This is a genomic window from Streptomyces sp. NPDC058195 (assembly GCF_042883525.1).
GTDB lineage: Bacteria > Actinomycetota > Actinomycetes > Streptomycetales > Streptomycetaceae > Streptomyces.
The window spans coordinates 366,738-385,859 of sequence record NZ_JBHVVM010000004.1; the positions used below are offsets into that span (position 1 = coordinate 366,738).

The following is a 19,122-nucleotide window of genomic DNA, read 5'->3' on the forward strand; positions in this document are numbered from 1 at the left end:
GAACAGCAGTGAGGAGAGCGCGGTGTCTGCAATGTCGGCGGGCCGGTCCGCCCTGCGGATGGGGCCCGCGGAGCTGGTACAGGCGGCGGCCATGGCCCGCCGCTTCTACCTTGAGGGAAAGTCGAAGATCCAGATCGCGGAGGAGTTCGGGGTCAGCCGCTTCAAGGTGGCCCGGGTCCTGGAGACGGCACTGGAACGCGATCTCGTACGGATCGAGATCCGCGTCCCCGCCGAGCTGGACGCCGAGCGCTCCGACGCGCTCCGGGCCCGCTACGGGCTGCGCCACGCGGTCGTCGTCGAATCCCCGGCCGAGGAACAGGACGACGCACCGGATCCGGAGAACCTGGGCGAGGTCGCGGCCGATCTGCTCGGCGAACTGGTGAACGAGGGCGATGTGCTGGGGCTGGCCTGGGGCCGGTCCACCATCCACATGGCCGCGGCCCTCGACCGGCTGCCGCCGTGCACGGTCGTGCAGCTCACCGGGGTGTACGACGCCGGGACGGCGGAGCGCGGCTCGGTCGAGGCGGTCCGGCGGGCCGCCCAGGTCTCCGGCGGCGAGGCCCACCCCATCTACGCGCCGATGCTGCTGCCGGACCCGGCCACGGCGGCGGCCCTGCGCCACCAGACGGGCATCGCCCGCGCCTTCGACTACTTCGACAAGGTGACCGTCGCGGCGGTCTCCATCGGCTCCTGGGAGCCGGGCATCTCCACCGTCCACGACATGCTCTCCGACCAGGAGCGCGCGCACTACGCCTCGCTCGGCGTCGCGGCGGAGATGTCGGCGCACCTCTTCGACACCGAGGGCCGGAGGGTCGGCCGGGACCTGGGCGAGCGGTGCATCACGGTCGAGGCGGACCGGCTGCGCCGGATCCCCGAGGTGGTGGCGATCGCGGGCGGCCAGCGCAAGGCCGCGGCGATCGGAGCGGTGCTGCGCTCCGGTCTCGTCACCAGCCTGGTGACGGACACGGCCGCGGCGGACTATCTGCTGACCGAGTCGGCGGCGCCGCTGCGCCCGGCGCTGGAGCGGGCCGACCCGGACGGCGACTGACCCGGACCCGGACACGGGTCCGCCCGGACGACGTACGCGTCGTCCGGGCGGCCGGTGACCGGTGGCGGCCGGTTCAGTCCTGGGCCACGCCCAGCACCCGCGCCTCCAGATACTCCTGCGGCTCCTTGTACTGGCTCACGTCCGCCGGGTTGTAGCGCGGGGTCTGCCGCGACCAGTCGAGATTGCCGCGCATCCAGCTCCGCATCCCGTCCAGGTAGGGCCGGAGCATCCAGGAGAGCCGCGGGTACGCGGCCAGCAGCTCGGACTCGGCGGTGAGGAAGCGCTCCGTCTCCGTCGTGAGCTCCGCGCAGACGTGCTCCAGCGCCTGCCGCTCGCCGTAGCCGCGGTGGTGCCGGACCAGGTGGACGAGGTTGTGGATCTCGCCGAGCACCTGCTCCTTCTCGTACGAGTACACGTCATTGGCCCAGCACACGACGTTGCAGGAAGCCTCCAGCGCGGTGATGAACCGGCGGTCGTTGTGGATCGACTCGGGCGCCTCGATGCCGGCCACGATCTCTATCAGGTCCATGCAGACGTGTATCGCACCGGTGTGGCGCCGCTTGGCGATGTAGGTCTCCTCGGACGGCACCACACCCGAGGCCCGGTTCCCCGCCTCCCAGGTGGTGGTCGTCGTGAGATACGTGGTCAGGTGCCAGCCGAAGCGGGTGCGCCAGTGCGGGGCGGCCATCGGCGTCGTACGTTCCCACAGATCGGCCAGGGCGGTCACGGCGGCGGGCAGCCGGCCCTCGGGCAGCGCGCCCGGGGTGTCGCTCCGGATGACGTCCCGCATCAGCTCGACCACGTCCCGTACCCGCCCCGGGCTGCGGCCGAGGTGGCCGTCGTCGAGCTGGTCGTCGACGAGGAAGAGCCAGACGAACCAGTCGGCGACCAGGTCGAGGTTCTTGCTGTCGGCGGTCGGGTACACCATGCCGACGAACGCGCCGAAGTCCGCCTGGACGAAGCGGTCCCTGGCCGAATCGCGGTGCACCAGACCGGTGTCGCGGGTCCACTCCTCCAGATGAACTCTGGTGTGCGGCACGTTCGGGTTGGTGAGCTGGGGGAACGGGCAGTAGATGTCCGGCAGTTCGCTCTCCACGAGTGGGTCGTGATCCTCTCCGGTCGTACGTATGACGGAAGTTGCAGCTCTTCCGGCTGTTCCTCCGGGGCGTTGGTGCGACCCACGGGACCTGCGGATTTGAAGCTACCGGACCCCTCGTCGCCAGGTCCAGGGCAGATGATCGGGAATGATTCGCATGCCTTCGGGTAGGGTCCGCGGGCAGGGTGAGCTCACCCTGCCCGGGACTCCCGCGGTCCTCTTTCGGAGGAATGCACGAATGCGGGTGTCTTTTGTTGTGCCTTTGCGGTCGCGACCTGCTCGGATTCGTGTGAAAAAATGAGCCTTATGCGTTTTCTTGAGCCCGGTACTGGTCGTTACACAGAGTCCCCCTCGGTCCCCTACGACCTCACGTACGACGACGTCTTCATGGTCCCGGGCCGTTCGGCAGTCGGTTCCCGCCAGGGTGTCGACCTCTCCTCGCCCGACGGCACCGGCACCACCATCCCGCTCGTCGTGGCGAACATGACGGCCATCGCGGGCCGCCGGATGGCCGAGACGGTCGCCCGGCGCGGCGGGCTCGTCGTCATCCCGCAGGACATCCCGATCGAGGTCGTCACCGACGTCATCACCTGGGTGAAGTCCCGGCACCTGGTGCTCGACACCCCGATCGTGCTGACCCCCGGCCAGACGGTCGCCGACGCCCTGTCGCTGCTGCCCAAGCGCGCGCACGGCGCGGGCGTCGTCGTCGACGACGAGCGGCGGCCCCTCGGCGTCGTCACCGAGCACGACCTGGCCGGAGTCGACCGCTTCACCCAGCTCACCGAGGTCATGTCCAAGGACCTGGTGCTGCTCGACGCGGACATAGACCCGCGCGACGCGTTCAACAAGCTGGACGGCGCCAACCGCAAGCTCGCCCCCGCGGTCGACGCCGAGGGCCGCCTCGTCGGCATCCTCACCCGCAGGGCCGCGCTGCGCGCCACCCTGTACACCCCCGCCACCGACGCCGGGGGGCGGCTGCGGATCGCCGCCGCCGTCGGGATCAACGGCGACGTCGCGGGCAAGGCCAAGCAGCTGCTGGACGCGGGCGCCGACACGCTCGTCGTGGACACTGCCCACGGCCACCAGGAGTCCATGATCAACGCGGTCCGGGCGGTCCGCGCGCTCGACCCCGCGGTCCCGGTCGTGGCGGGCAACATCGTCGCCGCCGAGGGCGTGCGCGACCTCATCGAGGCGGGCGCCGACATCATCAAGGTGGGCGTCGGCCCCGGCGCCATGTGCACCACCCGGATGATGACCGGCGTCGGGCGGCCGCAGTTCTCGGCCGTTCTGGAGTGCGCCGCCGAGGCGAAGAAGTACGGCAAGCACGTCTGGGCCGACGGCGGAGTCCGCCACCCGCGCGATGTCGCCATGGCGCTCGCCGCGGGCGCGTCCAACGTGATGATCGGCTCCTGGTTCGCCGGTACGTACGAGTCGCCCGGCGACCTCCAGCAGTCCGCCGACGGCCGCTTCTACAAGGAGTCCTTCGGCATGGCGTCCGCGCGCGCCGTGAAGAACCGCACCTCGGACGAGTCCTCCTACGACCGGGCCCGCAAGGCGCTCTTCGAGGAGGGCATCTCCACCTCGCGGATGTTCCTCGACCCGGCCCGGCCCGGTGTGGAGGACCTGATCGACTCGATCATCGCGGGCGTCCGGTCCTCCTGCACCTACGCCGGCGCGGCCTCCCTCGCGGAGTTCGCCGAGAAGGCGGTCGTCGGGGTGCAGAGCGCCGCCGGATACGCCGAGGGCAAGCCGCTGCACGCCAGCTGGAGCTGATCCTCCCCGCCCGGCATCGCCGGAGCCCCGCCGGGCCGTTCGCGCCCGGCGGGGCACCGGCGTATTCCGGGCCGGGCACCGCGTCCGGCCGATGTCCGGATCACGGCCGGGGCGGCCGGGCTCTCACCGTCAACCCCGTTGGAATGTAAGTAACATGAACCCCAGTCAGTTGCCCGTTTCTCTGTGGTAAGGGATCTCATGTCCTTCTTCATCGACCTGGCCCAGCAGTACATCGACGGAGAGTGGAGGCCGGGCAAGGGATCCTGGGACATCATCGACTTCAATCCGTACGACGGGGAGAAGCTCGCCTCGATCACCGTGGCCACGGCCGAGGAGGTCGACCAGGCCTACCGCTGCGCCCAGCAGGCCCAGCGGGCCTGGGGCGAGACCAATCCGTACGCCCGGCGGACGGTGCTGGAGCGGGCGCTGCGCATCGTCGAGGAGCGCGAGTCCGAGATCAGTGACGCGATCGTCGCGGAGCTGGGCGGCACCCGGCTGAAGGCGGCCTTCGAACTGCATCTGGCCAAGGAGTTCCTGCGCGAGTCGGTCCAGCTGGCGCTGCGGCCCACCGGGCAGATCCTGCCCTCGCCGACCGAGGGCAAGGAGAACCGGGTCTACCGGGTGCCGGTCGGGGTCGTGGGCGTCATCAGCCCCTTCAACTTCCCGTTCCTGCTCTCGCTGAAGTCGGTCGCCCCGGCCCTGGCGCTCGGCAACGCGGTGGTCCTCAAGCCGCACCAGAACACCCCGGTCTGCGGCGGCACCCTGGTGGCGAAGGTGTTCGAGGAGGCCGGGCTGCCCGCCGGGCTGCTGAACGTCGTGGTCACCGACATCGCCGAGATCGGTGACGCCCTGCTGGAGCACCCCGTCCCGCAGGTCATCTCCTTCACCGGCTCCGACAAGGTGGGGCGGCATGTCGCCACGGTCTGCGCGGCCCACCTCAAGAGCGCCGTGCTGGAGCTCGGCGGCAACAGCGCGCTGATCGTCCTCGACGACGCCGACCTGGACTACGCCGTCGACGCGGCCGTCTTCAGCCGGTTCGTGCACCAGGGCCAGGTCTGCATGGCCGCCAACCGCATCCTGGTCGACCGGTCGGTGGAGAAGGAGTTCACCGAGAAGTTCGTCGCCAAGGTCGCCTCGCTGCCGGTTGGCGACCCGGCCGACCCGTCCACCGTCATCGGCCCGCTGATCAACTCCTCGCAGGCCGAGGCCGTCTCCTCGCTGGTCGAGCAGACCGTGGCCGCCGGCGCGACGGCGCTGCTGCACGGCCGGATGGAGGGCAATCTGGTGAGCCCGTCCGTGCTGACCGGGCTGGCCGCCGACTCGCCCGTACTCTCCCAGGAGATCTTCGGGCCGGTCGCCCTGCTGGTGCCCTTCGACGGCGAGGACGAAGCCGTACGGATCGCCAACGACACCCCGTACGGTCTCAGCGGCGCCGTGCACACCGGCGACATCGAGCGCGGTGTCCGGGTCGGGCGGCGTATCCACACCGGCATGATCCACATCAACGACGGCACGGTCCACGACGAGCCGATCGTTCCGTTCGGCGGCGAGAAGAGCTCCGGCCTCGGCCGCCTCAACGGGGACGCCATGGTCGAGGCCTTCACCACCCAGAAGTGGATCTCGGTGCAGCACGGCCGCTCGGGCTTCCCCTTCTGACCGGCCGCACCCGGTGACGGTCGCGCCCGGCGGGGCGCGGCCGTGGTCTACTTCGGGGGCGGCCCGCGCCGCCCCCGAGAACCGGCCATCGCAGAGAAGTGAACCGCCCGACGTGCGCCTGAACGACCTCGACGAACGCATCGTCCACGCCCTCGCCGAAGACGCCCGGCGCTCCTACGCGGACATCGGCGCGGTGATCGGCCTGTCCGCGCCCGCCGTGAAACGCCGCGTGGACCGGCTGCGCGCCGAGGGCGCCATCACCGGCTTCACGGTCCGGGTGGACCCGGCGGCGCTGGGCTGGGAGACCGAGGGCTTCATCGAGATCTACTGCAGCCGCAACACCTCGCCAGAGGCGATCAGGCGGGGCCTGGCGCACTACCCGGAGATCGCCTCGGCGTCCACGGTGACCGGCGAGGCCGACGCGATCGTGCAGGTCTTCGCCGCGGACATGCGCCACTTCGAGCAGGTCCTGGAAAGGATCGCGGGCGAGCCGTACGTGGAGCGGACCAAATCCGTCCTGGTGCTGTCGCCGCTGCTGCGGCGCTACTCCGCGGGCGCCCCGGAACAGGCCCGGAGCGCCGGACCGGGATGAGATCCAGGTCACCCGCGTGACCTGCGAAGACGGCGCGCGCAATGAATCGCCGTACAGGGCCTTCGGCGCGCAACGGATCGACGGTGGACGCGCAACACTCGCGCCTTGTCCGGCGCGATCGGCGGACCGTACCGTCGATACGTCCCCGCCCGCCCGCACCGCCCGAGGTCAGCCATGCCGCCGTTGCGCACCGCCCTGCTCCAGAGCTCCGGACGCCCCGGGCGGGTCGGCCACAACATCGAGGCCCTCGACGGGGCCGCGCGGCGGGCGGCCGACAGCGGTGCCCGGCTGCTGGTCTGTCCCGAACTCTTCCTGACCGGGTACGCCATCGGCGCCGATGTGCCGCTGCTGGCCGAGCCCGCCGACGGGCCGTCCGCCCGGAGGATCGCCGAGATCGCCGCACGGTACGGGCTCGCCGTCCTGTACGGCTACCCGGAGCGCGCGGACGAGAAGTTCTTCAACTCCGCCCGGCTGATCGGCCCGGACGGCGTGGCCCTGGCGAACTACCGCAAGACCCACCTCTTCGGCGACTTCGAGCAGAAGTGGTTCACCCCGGGCAGGCAGCCCGTGGTCCAGGCCGAGCTGGACGGCGTCCGCCTCGGCATCCTGATCTGCTACGACGTCGAGTTCCCGGAGAACGTCCGGGCCCACGCCCTGGCCGGCACCGATCTGCTGCTGGTGCCCACCGCGCTGATGCACCCCTTCCCGTTCGTCGCCGAGTCCCTGGTGCCGGTGCGCGCCTTCGAGAGCCAGATGTACGTGGCGTACGTCAACCGGGCCGGTCAGGAAGGCGCCTACGAGTTCCTCGGGCTGAGCTGTCTGGCGGGGCCCGACGGCACCGCCCGGACCCGCGCCGGGCGGGGCGAGGAACTCCTCTTCGGTGAGGTGGACCCGGCGTTCCTGCGTGCCTCGCGCGCGGCCAATCCGTATCTGCACGACCGCCGCCCCGGTCTCTACCGCTCGCTCGTCTGAGCCCGTTCCCACCGCCCCACCGCTTCACCTCTCATCCGCGCAAGGAGTCCGTACCCCATGACGTCCACGGTGCCCAACGCCGTCCAGCACACCGACGCCACCGAGCCGATCACCATGTTCGGACCGGACTTCCCCTACGCGTACGACGACTTCCTGGCGCACCCCGCGGGCATCGGTCAGATACCCGCGACCGCGCACGGCACCGAGGTCGCCGTCATCGGCGGGGGACTCTCCGGCATCGTCGCCGCCTACGAGCTCATGAAGATGGGCCTCAAGCCCGTCGTCTACGAGGCGGACCGGATCGGCGGGCGGCTGCGGACCGTCGGCTTCGAGGGCTGCGACGCGGACCTCACCGCCGAGATGGGCGCGATGCGCTTCCCGCCGTCCTCCACCGCGCTCCAGCACTACATCGACCTGGTCGGCCTGGAGACCAGGCCGTTCCCCAACCCGCTTGCCGAGGCCACCCCGTCGACCGTCGTCGACCTCAAGGGAGAGTCGCACTACGCGCGGACCATCGACGACCTGCCGCAGGTCTACCGCGATGTGATGGACGCCTGGAACCGCTGTCTGGAGGAGGGCGCCGACTTCTCCGGCATGAACCGTGCGATGCGCGAACGCGATGTGCCGCGCATCCGGGAGATCTGGTCCGAGCTGGTCCGCAGGCTCGACAACCAGACCTTCTACGGTTTCCTCTGCGACTCCGACGCCTTCACGTCCTTCCGGCACCGGGAGATCTTCGGCCAGGTCGGCTTCGGCACCGGCGGCTGGGACACCGACTTCCCCAACTCCATCCTGGAGATCCTCCGCGTCGTCTACACCGAGGCCGACGACCACCACCGGGGCATCGTCGGAGGCAGTCAGCAGCTGCCGCTGCGGCTCTGGGAACGCGAGCCGCGCAAGATGGTCCACTGGCCGCTCGGCACGTCGCTCTCCTCGCTGCACGACGGCGAGCCGCGAGGCGCCGTGACCCGGCTGCACCGTACCGCCGGGAACCGGATCACCGTCACCGACGCCACCGGCGACATCCGTACCTTCCCGGCCGCGGTCTTCACCGGCCAGTCCTGGCTGCTGCTCTCGAAGGTCGACTGCGACGACGCGCTCTTCCCGATCGACCACTGGACGGCGATGGAGCGCACCCACTACATGGAGTCGTCCAAGCTCTTCGTCCCGGTCGACCGCCCGTTCTGGCTGGACAAGGACCCGGCGACCGGGCGCGACACCATGTCCATGACGCTCACCGACCGGATGACCCGGGGCACGTACCTGCTGGACGACGGACCCGGCAGGCCCGCTGTCATCTGCCTGTCCTACACCTGGTGCGACGACAGCCTGAAGTGGCTGCCGCTCTCCCCGAACGAGCGCATGGACGTCATGCTCAAGTCGCTCGGCGAGATCTATCCGGGCGTCGACATCCGCAAGCACGTCATCGGCAACCCGGTGACGGTCTCCTGGGAGAACGAGCCCTGGTTCATGGGCGCGTTCAAGGCCAACCTGCCGGGCCACTACCGCTACCAGCGGCGGCTGTTCACCCACTTCATGCAGGACCGGCTCCCCGCGGACCGGCGGGGCCTGTTCCTCGCGGGCGACGACATCTCCTGGACGGCCGGCTGGGCCGAGGGCGCCGTGCAGACCGCGCTCAACGCCGTCTGGGGCGTGATGACCCAGTTCGGCGGCGCGACCGACCCGGCGAACCCCGGCCCCGGCGACGTCTTCGACGACATCGCCCCGGTCGAGCTCCCGGAGGACTGAGAGCCGCCCGGCGCTACGCGGGCCGGCAGACGCTGCGCTGGCGGCCGAGGCCCGGGATCTCGACCTCCACCACATCGTCCGGGCCCAGGTAGGGGAAGCGGCCGGACAGCGCCACGCCCTGCGGAGTACCGGTGTTGATGACGTCGCCGGGCTCCAGCACCAGGTACTGCGACAGATGGTGCACCAGATGCGCCACGGTGAAGATCATGTCCGCGGTGCTGGAGTCCTGCCGCGGCTCGCCGTTGACGTAGCTGCGCAGCCTCAGGTTCTGCGGGTCGCCGACCTCGTCGGCCGTCACCAGCACCGGGCCCAGCGGGTTGAACGTGGCGCAGCTCTTGCCCTTGGACCACTGGCCGCCCGACTCCTCCAGCTGGAAGGCCCGCTCGGAGACGTCGTTGCTGACGGCGTAGCCCGCGATGTGCGCGGCCGCGTCGGCGGGGGATTCCAGATAGGAGGCGCGGCGGCCGATGACCACGGCCAGCTCCACCTCCCAGTCCGTCTTCTTCGAGCCGCGCGGAATGAGCACGTCGTCGTACGGGCCGACCACGGTGTTCGGCGACTTGTAGAAGAGGATCGGCTGCGCGGGCGGTTCGTCACCGGACTCGGCGGCGTGCGCCGCGTAGTTCTGGCCGATGCAGAGCAGCGCGGAGGGGCGGGCCACCGGGGCGCCGATCCGCTCGCCGGTGATGCCGGTCGCGGGGAGCGCGGCGTCGGCGGGGATCAGGTCCGGGTCGTCCGCGAGCGCCGCGAGGAACGCGCCGTCGATGTCGCCGGTGATGCCGGACAGGTCGTAGTGGCCGCCCTCGGGGCGGACGAGGACCGGGCGCTCGTGGCCCGGCTCGCCGATGCGCATCAGTCGCATGAAGGGATCTCCTGACGGGTGTAACGGATGTGCGGGTGTAACGGGTGTACGGGGCGGACACGCCCTAATGCAGGCGGGCGAGGGCACCGGCCGTGACCGCGTGGAGCGGGGGCCGCCCGGAGAGCAGCCGCAGCACCTCACCGGCGGCGCTCGCCCCGAGCCGCCGACGGCACTCCACGGTGCCCGCGGCCTGGTGCGGGGTGAGCAGGACGTTCGGCAGGGCGCGGAAGGGGTGGTCCACCGGCAGCGGCTCCGCGTCGAAGACGTCGATCGCCGCGTCCAGACGGCCCGTGGCCAGCTCGGCCAGCAGCGCGTCCTCGTCGACCAGCCACGACCTGGCGGTGTTCACCAGCCCGGCCCCGTCCGGCATCAGCGCCAGCTGCCCGGCGCCGAGCATCCGGTGGGTCGCCTCGGTGACCGGGGCGTGCACGGCCACGATCCGGCTGCGGGAGAGCAGCGTCTCCAAGGGCACGGACTCCACCCCGAGCTCCCGGGCGTCCGCCTCGGAGAGGTACGGGTCGGTGACGCTCACCCGCGCCCCCATCGCCCGCGCCAGGGCGATGTAGGCGCGGCCGGTGCGCGAGGCGCCGATCACCCCGATGCCGCTGCCGTGGATCTCGTGGCGCGGCGGGGCCTGGCCCGCCGCCTCCCACTCCAGCCCGCCGCGCAGGGCGTGGTCGAAACGGTGGACGCGGTGGAGCAGCGAGAGGGTGAACGCCAGGGCCACCTCGGCGACCGGGCGGGCCATCTCGTCCCCGGCCTGGGTGACCAGGACACCGCGCCCGAACACCTCCTCGGTGACATAGGGAGCGACCGCCGAACCGGTGTGCGCCACCAGCTCCAGCCGGTCGGCCGACGCCAGGAGCGCGGCGTCCACCCGCGGCGCCCCCCACGCGGTGATGAGCGCACGGGCCCCGGGCAGCGAGGCCGCGAGGGCCGCCCGGTCCCGGTGGTCGTCCGGCACCACCAGCTGGGCCGCCCGCTCCAGCTCCGCCCACACCTCGGTGGTGAACAGCTGCGCCCGCAGATCCGGCGGTACGGCGACGACCACCCGGGGGCGGCCGGACGGATCAGGAGAGCCAGTCATCGAGGTGCTCCGCGACGAAGGCGTCGTCGGTCAGCCAGGGGTAGGCCGCGGCCACCCGGCTGATCTCCTCGGCCTGCCCGGGGGAGAGCGTCTCGGCAGGGTCCAGGCACCGGATGTTCGCCAGCAGGCCCTGGCGGCGCAGCACTTCGTGGACCCCGGCGATGCAGCCGCGGAACGCGCCGCGGACATCGAAGACCGCGCTGTTGGCGTCGGTCAGCTCGGGCCGCCGGGCCAGGCAGCGCACCATCGCCGCGTGGTCCCCGCCGCGCGCCCGGCGCACATCCTCCAGAAGCGTCACCGCGGAGCCGGTCCACACGGCCCACTGGCCCAGCAGCCCGCCCGCGAACCAGCGCGGCGCGCCGCCCGCCGTCTCGTACGGGGTGAGCAGGTCACCGATGATGTCGTCGTCGTTCCCGGTGTACAGCGCCACCTCGGCGGCCCGGTCCGCGACGGCCACGGCCCGGATCACGTCGGCGGTGCGGTAGCGGTCGAACGGGGCGATCTTCACCGCGACCGTGTTCGGCAGGTCGGTGAAGGAGGACCAGAAGCGCGGCGAGAGATACCGTCCGCCGACGGCCTCCTGGAGGTAGAAGCCGATCACCGGCAGCACGTCGCCGACCGCCCGCGCCCGCTCCAGCAGGCCCTTCTCGTCCGCGCCGGGCACGGCCGGGCTGAGCAGCACCGCGTCGTAGCCGAGCCCGGCCGCCGTCTCGGCCTCCGCCACCGCCTGCGCGGTGTAGCCGCAGGCTCCGGCGACCTTGACGAACGGGCGCCCGGCCTCGGCGTCGATCGTCTCGGCGGCGAGCTCCAGCACCGGCCGGAACAGGCCGACCGAGGGTTCGCGGATCTCGAACTGGGTCGTGTGCACGGCGACGGCTGCGCCGCCCGCGCCGGAGGCCAGGTAGTAGCGGGTCAGCGCGCGCTGGCGGCGCTCGTCGAAGGAGCCGTCGTCGTGCAGGGCGAGCGGGTGCGCGGGGATCACCGTGCCGTGGGCGAGGGCGTCCAGGGCGGGGCTGCGCACGGGGGAGGGAGTGGACATGGGGTGGATCAGAACCTTCCGTCACGGACCTGGAACTTGGTGGGCTTGCCGGAGAGCGGCAGCCCGCGGCGCAGCCAGTCGGCCTGCCACTCGACGAGGGTGCGCAGTGGCACGTCCGGGTAGCCGAACAGGGCGTGGCAGCGGCTCGCGTCGGAGAGCAGAGCGGTCGGCGCCTCCTGGCCGCAAAGGACCGGCTCGGTGCCGAACTCCTCGCCGAACCACTGGGCGAGGCGCCGTACGGACGCGGTCTCCGGACCGGTGAGGTTGAGGGTGAACGCCTCGCCGTCGGTGGCGTGCAGCAGCGAGCGAAGGGCCACCTCGTTGGCGTATCCCTGCCACACCACGTTGGCGTGGCCGGTCGTCACGTCGACGGGCTCGCCGGTCCGTACGCGGTGGGCGATGTCGGCCAGGACGCCGTAGCGCAGGTCGACCGCGTAGTTGAGCCGGATGTTCGCGACTCTGGTGCCGCGGGTCAGTGCCGCGTGGCCGAAGACGCGCTCCCGGCCCAGACACGACATGGCGTACTCGCCGACCGGGCCGACCGGGTCGCTCTCGGTGCAGCCGCCGGAGGAGACCGGCACCAGCGGGTAGACGTTCCCGGTGGAGAACGCGGCGATCCGCGCGCGGGCCCAGCGGCGCGCCACCCGGTCCGGCATGGCGGCGTTCACCGCCCAGGCGTGCGAGGGGGCCCCGGCGGAGCCGAACTTGGCACCGACCATGAAGACGACGTTCCCGGCGTCCGGCAGCGCGGCCAGGTCGGCGGCCGGGTCCATCAGGTCGAAGGCGACGGTGGTGACGCCGACGGCCTCCAGCTCGTCGGCGGCGGCCCTGTCCGACCAGCGGGAGACCGCGTACACGGTCACGTCCTCGCGGCCCGCGGCATCCAGCGCGCGACGGGCCAGCCTGCACAGGCTGGGGCCCATCTTGCCGCCCGCGCCGAGCACCAGCAGATCGCCTTCGAGGCGGCCGAGGTCGGCGACGAGGGCGGGGGAGGGGGTGGCGAGCCGCTCTTCGAGCGCGGCCTCATCGGTGAACATGTGTGACTATCCCTTGATTCCGGACGCGGTGACGCCCTCGGTGAAGTAGCGCTGGCCCACCATGTACGCGGCGAAGATGGGTACGAACGCGATGACGGAGCCGGAGAGCACCACGTTGAGCGGCACGTTCTGCTGCTGGAGCGAGGCGATGCCGACGGTCAGGGTGCGCATGTCGGTGGACTGGCCGATGACCAGCGGCCACAGGAAGTCGTTCCAGTGCCACAGGAAGACGAAGACGCCGAGCGTGGCGAGGATCGGCTTCAGCAGGGGCAGCACGATCCGGTAGAAGATCTGCCACTCGCTGCAGCCGTCGAGCCGGGCCGCCTCGAACAGTTCGTCGGGCAGCCCCTGGATGAACTGCCGCATCAGGAACACCGCCTGGGCGTTGGCCAGGGTCGGCACGATCAGACCCCAGTACGTGTCCACGCCGCCCAGCTTGGCGATCATCGCGAAGGTCGGGATCATCGTGACGTGGTACGGGACCATCACCATCGACAGGAACGACCAGAACATCGTCTCCCGGCCCGGGAAGCGCTTCTTGGCGAAGGCGTATCCGGCGAGCGAGGCGAGCAGCAGCACGCCGACCACCGAGACGACCGAGTAGATCAGGGTGTTGGCGAGCCAGCGCGGCACGTCCTGGGCGTTCATGACGGTGTCGTACGCCTCGCCGCTGAGCGGCCACGGCACCAGGCTGCCGGGGAACTCGACCGCCGCGGACGGCTTCAGGGAGAGCACGACCATCGCGTAGAACGGGAAGACCGTGACGATCGCGGCCACCGTCAGCAGGGCGGCGCGGCCGATCCGGCCGGCCCGGGTGGGCCGCATGCCGTGCGGGACGGTATCCCGGTCGGCGAGCTTGCGCAGCCTGCGTTCGGCGCGGCGGGCGGCCCGGTCCGGGGCGGCCGGGAGGGGGGCGGCCGGGGCCTCGGGGGTGGCGGGTGCTGCGGTCATGGTCACTGGTCCTTCCCGATCACGAGCCGCTGGATCACCGCGACCACCACGGTCAGCGCGAAGAGCGCGACGCCGATGGCGGAGGCGTAACCCAGGTCGAAGTACTTGAAGCCCGCGTCGTAGAGCTGGAAGACGAGCGTGTAGCTGGCGTTGGCGGGGCCGCCGCCGGTCATCGTGTAGACCGCGTCGAAGACCTGGAAGGAGGCCGTGGTCTCGATCACGGCGAGGAAGAACAGCGCGGGCTTGAGCTGCGGCAGCACGATGTACCGGAACCGCTGCCAGGCCCCCGCCCCGTCGGTGAGGGCGGCCTCCTCCAGCTCCCGGGGGATGTCCTGCATCCGGGCCAGCAGGATCAGCATCCCGTAGCCGAAGCGGGACCAGACGCCCACCAGCGCGAGCGCGGGCAGCACCAGCACGTCGTCGGAGAGCCAGGAGCCCTCGGACATCCCGAACCAGCTCATCAGGGTGGACCAGGGGCCGCCGGTCGAGAAGATCCAGACGAAGACGGTGGCGGCGAGCACCAGTGAGGTGACCACCGGCAGGAAGAACACCGAGCGGAAGAACTTGGCGCCGCGGAACGCGCGGCGGGTGATCAGGGCCAGCGACACCGAGGCGATGAGCGTGCCCGGCACCGCGAGCACCGTGTAGAGGACGGTGACCTTCAGCGCCTGCCAGAACAGCGGGTCGTCCCAGAGCCGGGTGAAGTTGTCCAGCCCGACGAAGCTGCCGCCCCCGGTGAGGGTGTAGTCGGTGAAGCTCATCAGCACCCCGGCGATGCCCGGACCGAACCGGAACGCCAGGAAGAGCAGGAAGCAGGGGAGGACGAACAGCAGGCCGATCCGGGCCTCGCGGCGCGCCTGCGGCCCGCTGCGACGGCCCCGGCGGGCGGGTTCCGCGACGACTGCCACGGGGATCTCCTTGCGGTACGGGGGAATTGCGGGGGATCAGGGCGGGGAGCCCTGGGCGGGTGCGGGGCCTCTCCGGGTGCGGCCGGAGAGGCCCCGCACCAAGATCAGCGGCCGAGCATCGCCTGGGCGGCCTTCTGCGCGGCGTTCAGCGCCTCCTGCGGGCTCTTCTTGCCCAGCAGCGCCGCCTGGATCTCCGGGGCGAGCATGCCCTGGACCTCGCGGGCCTTGTCGTGCAGCGGGCCCACGGTCATGGTCGGCAGTGTGGCGCCGACGGCCGCCTGGAGGGCGTTGCCGGGGTAGAGGTCGCCGCTGGACTTGCGGGCCGGGAAGTAGCCCGCCTCCTTCTCCAGGCCGGCCGCGTTCTTCGCCTCGGCGACGAAGTTCAGCCAGTCGCCGGTGTTCTTCTTGTCGGCGCCCTTCAGCATCGACAGCGCGCCGACCGTGCCGTAGCCGACCGACTTCACGTCCTTGAGCGGCGGCTGGACGACGATGTTCTCCTTGCCCCAGAAGGGCTCGACGTCCGTGGGGGTGTTCTGCCAGGTGCAGGCCACCTTGCCCTTGGCGGTCGGGGTCTGCTCCAGCTTGGGCGTGGTGGTGACCAGGTCCTTGTCGGTGTAACCGCCGTCGACGAGCTTCTTCAGGTACGTCAGCGCCTTGACGCCCGCGGCGTCGTTGAAGGTGACGGTCTTGCCGTCCTCGGAGAAGACGTCGCCGCCCGCCTGCCACAGCAGCGGGTAGAACGTCGAGTTCAGGGTCTGCTGGGTGTCGCCGCTGTAGCTGGTGGCGTAGTAGCCCTTCGCCTTCAGCTTCGGGGCCAGCGCCTCCAGATCCGCCCAGCTCGTCGGGTAGTTCTTCTCGCCGATGGCGCTGAACACCCGCTTGTCGCAGATCAGCGGGTTGGCGCTGGTCAGGACCGGGACGCCGAGCGCCTTGCCGTCGGCGGTGACGGACGTCAGCGCGAAGTCGGTGTAGTCGGCCTTGGCGTCGGCCGCCATGTACTCGTCGGCCGGGATGATGCTCTTGGCGTACTTCGGCAGCTGGTCGGGGATCAGGTAGACCGCGTCCGGGCCCTTGCCGGAGGCGATCGCGGTGGCCAGCGCGGTGTCACGGTTGGCCCAGGGGAAGGTCTCCACCTTCACCTCGACGCCCTTGTGGTCCTTCTCGAAGGTCTTGATCAGACCGTCCCAGTACGCCTTGTTCTTGGCCTCGTCGAAGATGACCGGGTAGGTCCACATGGTGACGGTGCTGCCGTCGCTGCCGCTGCCGGAACAGCCGGCCAGCACACCGGCGGCGAGCGCGGTGGCCACCACGGGGGCGGCGACAGCGCGGATTCTGGAACGGCGGGTGAGGAGACGGGACATGAGGTGGTCCTCCGAGGACGTGAGGGTGGTGCGGGGAAGAGGGGGAGTCACTGCGCCGGGACCGTCTGGACGGTGCCCGTGTGCCGGGCGCGTTCGGCGGCGAAGGCCGCGAGATGGCTGCCGAGCGAGGTGGCGGGGCCGGAGCGGACCGCTCCGGCGTCACCGGTGGCGACGGCGGTGACGAACGCCTCGACGAGCGCGGCGTCCCCGCCGCCGTGCCCGTCCGCCGCGTTCGAACCGGACGTGCCGAGTTCGTGGACGGTGGTGGCGCCGGTCCGGAAGTCCTGCACCGTGACCCGCTCGCCGTCGCCGGTCAGCCAGCCGTGCGAGCCGAAGATCCGGGTCTGGCGGTGGGTCTGCTCGGTGAACGCCACCATCTGGAAGGTCGCGGTCACCCCGCCGGTCAGCTGCATCGCCAGGACCTGGTGGTCGACCACGTCGTTGTCGCTCCGGTACGCGCAGACCCCGTACGGGCCCTCGCGCAGCGCCCGGACGAGACCGGCCTCGTCGGTCGCCTCGGTGACGTGGGTGACCGGCCAGACCGCGCCCTTCTCGCGCAGCGTCGGCATGTACAGCTTCAGCGCGCTGTACGGGCAGCCGTCCTCGACCGCACAGTCGAGGCAGCGTTCCGCGGACCCGGCCGGGGCGTTCTCGGGCCGGAAGTGCTTCAGCCCGCCGAAACTGGACACCTGCTCGATCCGGCCGCCCATGACGTACGTGATCCAGTCCAGGTCGTGGCAGGACTTGGCGAGCAGCATCGGGGAGGAGTCCTTCTCGCTGCGCCACGGTCCGCGCACGTAGCTGTGCGCGTAGTGCCACCAGCCGACCGGCTCCAGATGGTCGAGGGAGACCAGCTGCCCGAGCACACCGGAGTCCACGACCTCCTTCACCAGGTCGGTGTACGGGGTGTACCGCATGACGTGGCACACCGCGAACAGGGCCCCGGACCGCTCCACTCCCTCGACGATCCGCCGGGTCTCCTCCTCGGTCGGGGCGAGGGGCTTCTCGGCGAGGATCGCGTAGCCGGCCTCGGCCAGGGCCAGCACCGGCTCCACGTGGAAGCGGTCCTGGGTGGCGACGACGACGGCGTCGGCGATCCGGTTCTCGGCCAGCGGGCGCCAGTCGTCGAACTCGACGGGGGCACCGGCGGCGGCCCGCGCCGCGGGGCGCGGGTCGGCGACGGCGACGAGTTCGGCGCGCTCGGGGTGCGCCTTGATCCACTCGGCGTACGTCAGACCGCGGTTTCCGGCGCCGACGAGCGCGACCCGTACGGGCCGGCCGGTGATCGGGGTATGCGTGGACACGGGGAATCCCTGGTGCTCGATGGGGTGAGTCAGATGCGCAGCGTGGCCGCGCTGTGGGCGACGCGCTCGCCCTCGTCCGGCATCGCGGTCCGCTCGGTGCCGTCCTCGACGCAGCCGGTGTGCAGCAGGTGGCCGGTTCCGGCGAAGGCGGCGGGCCGCAGTTCGAGCCGTCCGCCGGTGAAGGTGGAGCCGGTGGCCCGGTAGCGGTTGGTGCCCTCGGTGACCAGCACGTGGGCGGTGCCCTTGGGCGCGGACGAGTCGAGTCCGGACAGCTGCCAGTCGACGGTGCGGGCGCCGCCCGTGCGGGACAGCAGTGCGCCGTCCTTGTTGGTGCCGGTCAGCCGGGCGCCGTCGACGCGCAGCCGCTGGTCCTTGTCGGAGGCCAGCTTGAGCCCGGTGTCGCGGAGTTCGCCGCCCAGCACGGTGATGTCGGTGTGCTTGAGGGCGACGGGGGCGGTGTCCTTGGAGCCGGTGAGCGTGCACTGGTCCAGGACGAGCGGCCCGGTGCCGTTGAAGACCGCGCCGTCGACGCCCTTCAGAACGGAGCGCTGGACGGTCAGCGGGACGGTGACGCTGGCCTGGGTGACCTCGGCACCGGACGCGAAGGCGAACGCGGAGTCCGCGATCACATTGGGCCGCTGCGACAGGTCCGAGGCCCGGGAGACGATCAGCGGGCCGGTGGCGGTGCAGCCGCGCATCTGGACGCCGTCGGCGTTGACCCAGAGCATTCCGGAGCCGGACAGCGACTTCTTGCCGATGACCAGCACGTCCTCCAGGGTCAGATCGGTGATCTTGACCCGGGCCACGAACCAGGAGCAGGCGTGCCGTCGTACGGTGATCCGCTTCGCCCGGCCGCCCCAGGCGGCACCGGAGTTGGCGAAGGTCATCAGGCCGGAGTTGCCGGTGTAGACCAGGTCGTGCTCGAACTGGCCGTGCGTCACGAACGGGCCCTCGTCGTCGCCGTCGCCGTGGCAGTTGGTGACGTAGCAGTAGGCGGACGCCGTGAAGTCGTTGAGGTGGCGGGCGTTGGAGGTGTGGCAGTCCTCGACGTGCCCGTACAGGCAGTAGATCTGCTGGGTGAGGTAGCCCGCGCCGCCGTAGGTGACCGACTTCGGGTTGGTCAGCGAGCACTGCTCGGTGCGGTAGTACGTGCACCAGCGCCGCATCACGACCGGCCAGAAGGTGCCGATGGCCTCGATCCCGGAGACGTCGCAGCGCACCGCGTACTCGTAGGCGACCGGGTGCGAGCCGGTCATCTCGTCGTCGCCCCAGCCCTCGAAGACCATGTTGCGGACGTGGGCGCGGTCGACGGGCTCGACGCGGGTCCAGGTCAGGGTGCGGCCCGCGGCCAGGTCCCAGCCGATCTGGTAGTTGACCCGGATGTGCTGCCCGTCGACGACACCGGTGACCTGGACGAGCCGCTGGATCTCCTTCTCGTACTTCCCCGCCAGGGCGTTGATCTCCACGGCCCACCACTGGCCGACCGCGAACTTCGAGGAGTCGCCGACCTCGAAGAGGTCCGAGAGGTCGGGCATCGCCGCGCTCAGGGTGTGCGTGACGGTGGTGTCGGTGACGGTGCCGCGGAAGGAGAAGACGGCGCCGAAGGGGTTGTCGTGGGTGTTCTTCTCGATGCCTTCGGTGCGTATGCGGTGGCCGCCGAAGTCGAGTTCGATGTTCGAGCGGCTGA

At 71.2% G+C, this 19,122-nt stretch carries 16 protein-coding genes; 6 read left to right on the forward strand and 10 right to left on the reverse strand.

Annotation, left to right across the window (positions count from 1 at the left end; translation table 11 throughout):
- The first annotated feature begins 31 nt into the window (after positions 1 to 31).
- The gene (locus tag ACFVWY_RS07710; protein WP_376689188.1) at positions 32 to 1,048 is read left to right on the forward strand and encodes a sugar-binding transcriptional regulator; all 1,017 of its coding nucleotides are present in this window, start codon (positions 32 to 34) and stop codon (positions 1,046 to 1,048) included.
- Between the two features lie 73 nt (positions 1,049 to 1,121).
- Here ACFVWY_RS07710 and ACFVWY_RS07715 read toward each other — a convergent pair whose 3' ends face one another.
- Positions 1,122 to 2,144, reverse strand: a complete 1,023-nt coding sequence (locus ACFVWY_RS07715) for a terpene cyclase (protein ID WP_389868298.1) — start codon at positions 2,142 to 2,144, stop codon at positions 1,122 to 1,124.
- Positions 2,145 to 2,450: 306 nt separating this feature from the next.
- Here ACFVWY_RS07715 and ACFVWY_RS07720 point away from each other — a divergent pair, with 306 nt between their 5' ends.
- The 5 genes from ACFVWY_RS07720 to ACFVWY_RS07740 all read left to right on the forward strand — a co-directional run bounded on the left by ACFVWY_RS07720 (position 2,451) and on the right by ACFVWY_RS07740 (position 8,886).
- Positions 2,451 to 3,917: a GuaB1 family IMP dehydrogenase-related protein gene (locus tag ACFVWY_RS07720; protein ID WP_389868300.1), complete on the forward strand. Its 1,467-nt coding sequence runs from the start codon at positions 2,451 to 2,453 to the stop codon at positions 3,915 to 3,917.
- Between the two features lie 198 nt (positions 3,918 to 4,115).
- Complete coding sequence (locus ACFVWY_RS07725) at positions 4,116 to 5,573, forward strand: aldehyde dehydrogenase family protein (protein WP_389868302.1); 1,458 nt, start codon at positions 4,116 to 4,118, stop codon at positions 5,571 to 5,573.
- 112 nt (positions 5,574 to 5,685) lie between these two features.
- On the forward strand, positions 5,686 to 6,165 hold the full coding sequence (locus tag ACFVWY_RS07730) for an Lrp/AsnC family transcriptional regulator (RefSeq protein ID WP_389868304.1): 480 nt from the start codon (positions 5,686 to 5,688) through the stop codon (positions 6,163 to 6,165).
- A gap of 174 nt (positions 6,166 to 6,339) precedes the next feature.
- A complete protein-coding gene (locus tag ACFVWY_RS07735; RefSeq protein ID WP_389868306.1) occupies positions 6,340 to 7,137 on the forward strand; it encodes a carbon-nitrogen hydrolase family protein in 798 nt (265 codons plus the stop codon).
- A 57-nt stretch (positions 7,138 to 7,194) separates the two neighbouring features.
- A complete protein-coding gene (locus ACFVWY_RS07740) occupies positions 7,195 to 8,886 on the forward strand; it encodes a flavin monoamine oxidase family protein (RefSeq protein ID WP_389868308.1) in 1,692 nt (563 codons plus the stop codon).
- Between the two features lie 13 nt (positions 8,887 to 8,899).
- Here the strand turns inward: ACFVWY_RS07740 and ACFVWY_RS07745 are convergent, their stop codons facing one another.
- From ACFVWY_RS07745 to ACFVWY_RS07785, 9 genes are all read right to left on the reverse strand, one after another.
- Positions 8,900 to 9,748, reverse strand: coding sequence for a fumarylacetoacetate hydrolase family protein (locus tag ACFVWY_RS07745; RefSeq protein ID WP_389868310.1), 849 nt, complete (start codon positions 9,746 to 9,748; stop codon positions 8,900 to 8,902).
- A gap of 64 nt (positions 9,749 to 9,812) precedes the next feature.
- On the reverse strand, positions 9,813 to 10,835 hold the full coding sequence (locus ACFVWY_RS07750) for a hydroxyacid dehydrogenase (RefSeq protein ID WP_389868312.1): 1,023 nt from the start codon (positions 10,833 to 10,835) through the stop codon (positions 9,813 to 9,815).
- Positions 10,819 to 11,874: a dihydrodipicolinate synthase family protein gene (locus ACFVWY_RS07755; protein ID WP_389868314.1), complete on the reverse strand. Its 1,056-nt coding sequence runs from the start codon at positions 11,872 to 11,874 to the stop codon at positions 10,819 to 10,821. The genes ACFVWY_RS07750 and ACFVWY_RS07755 overlap by 17 nt, the downstream gene beginning before the upstream one ends.
- Before the next feature lie 8 nt (positions 11,875 to 11,882).
- A complete protein-coding gene (locus ACFVWY_RS07760; protein ID WP_389868316.1) occupies positions 11,883 to 12,911 on the reverse strand; it encodes an NAD-dependent epimerase/dehydratase family protein in 1,029 nt (342 codons plus the stop codon).
- A gap of 6 nt (positions 12,912 to 12,917) precedes the next feature.
- Complete coding sequence (locus ACFVWY_RS07765) at positions 12,918 to 13,862, reverse strand: carbohydrate ABC transporter permease (RefSeq protein ID WP_389868318.1); 945 nt, start codon at positions 13,860 to 13,862, stop codon at positions 12,918 to 12,920.
- Positions 13,863 to 13,864: 2 nt separating this feature from the next.
- Positions 13,865 to 14,770: a carbohydrate ABC transporter permease gene (locus ACFVWY_RS07770; protein WP_389868320.1), complete on the reverse strand. Its 906-nt coding sequence runs from the start codon at positions 14,768 to 14,770 to the stop codon at positions 13,865 to 13,867.
- A 104-nt stretch (positions 14,771 to 14,874) separates the two neighbouring features.
- Entirely contained in the window at positions 14,875 to 16,131 is a 1,257-nt protein-coding gene (locus ACFVWY_RS07775; protein WP_389868323.1) for an extracellular solute-binding protein, read from the reverse strand.
- A 47-nt stretch (positions 16,132 to 16,178) separates the two neighbouring features.
- The gene (locus ACFVWY_RS07780; protein WP_389868325.1) at positions 16,179 to 17,435 is read right to left on the reverse strand and encodes a Gfo/Idh/MocA family protein; all 1,257 of its coding nucleotides are present in this window, start codon (positions 17,433 to 17,435) and stop codon (positions 16,179 to 16,181) included.
- A gap of 29 nt (positions 17,436 to 17,464) precedes the next feature.
- On the reverse strand, positions 17,465 to 19,122 hold a 1,658-nt coding region (locus tag ACFVWY_RS07785), incomplete at its 5' end, for a peptidase C14 (protein WP_389868327.1).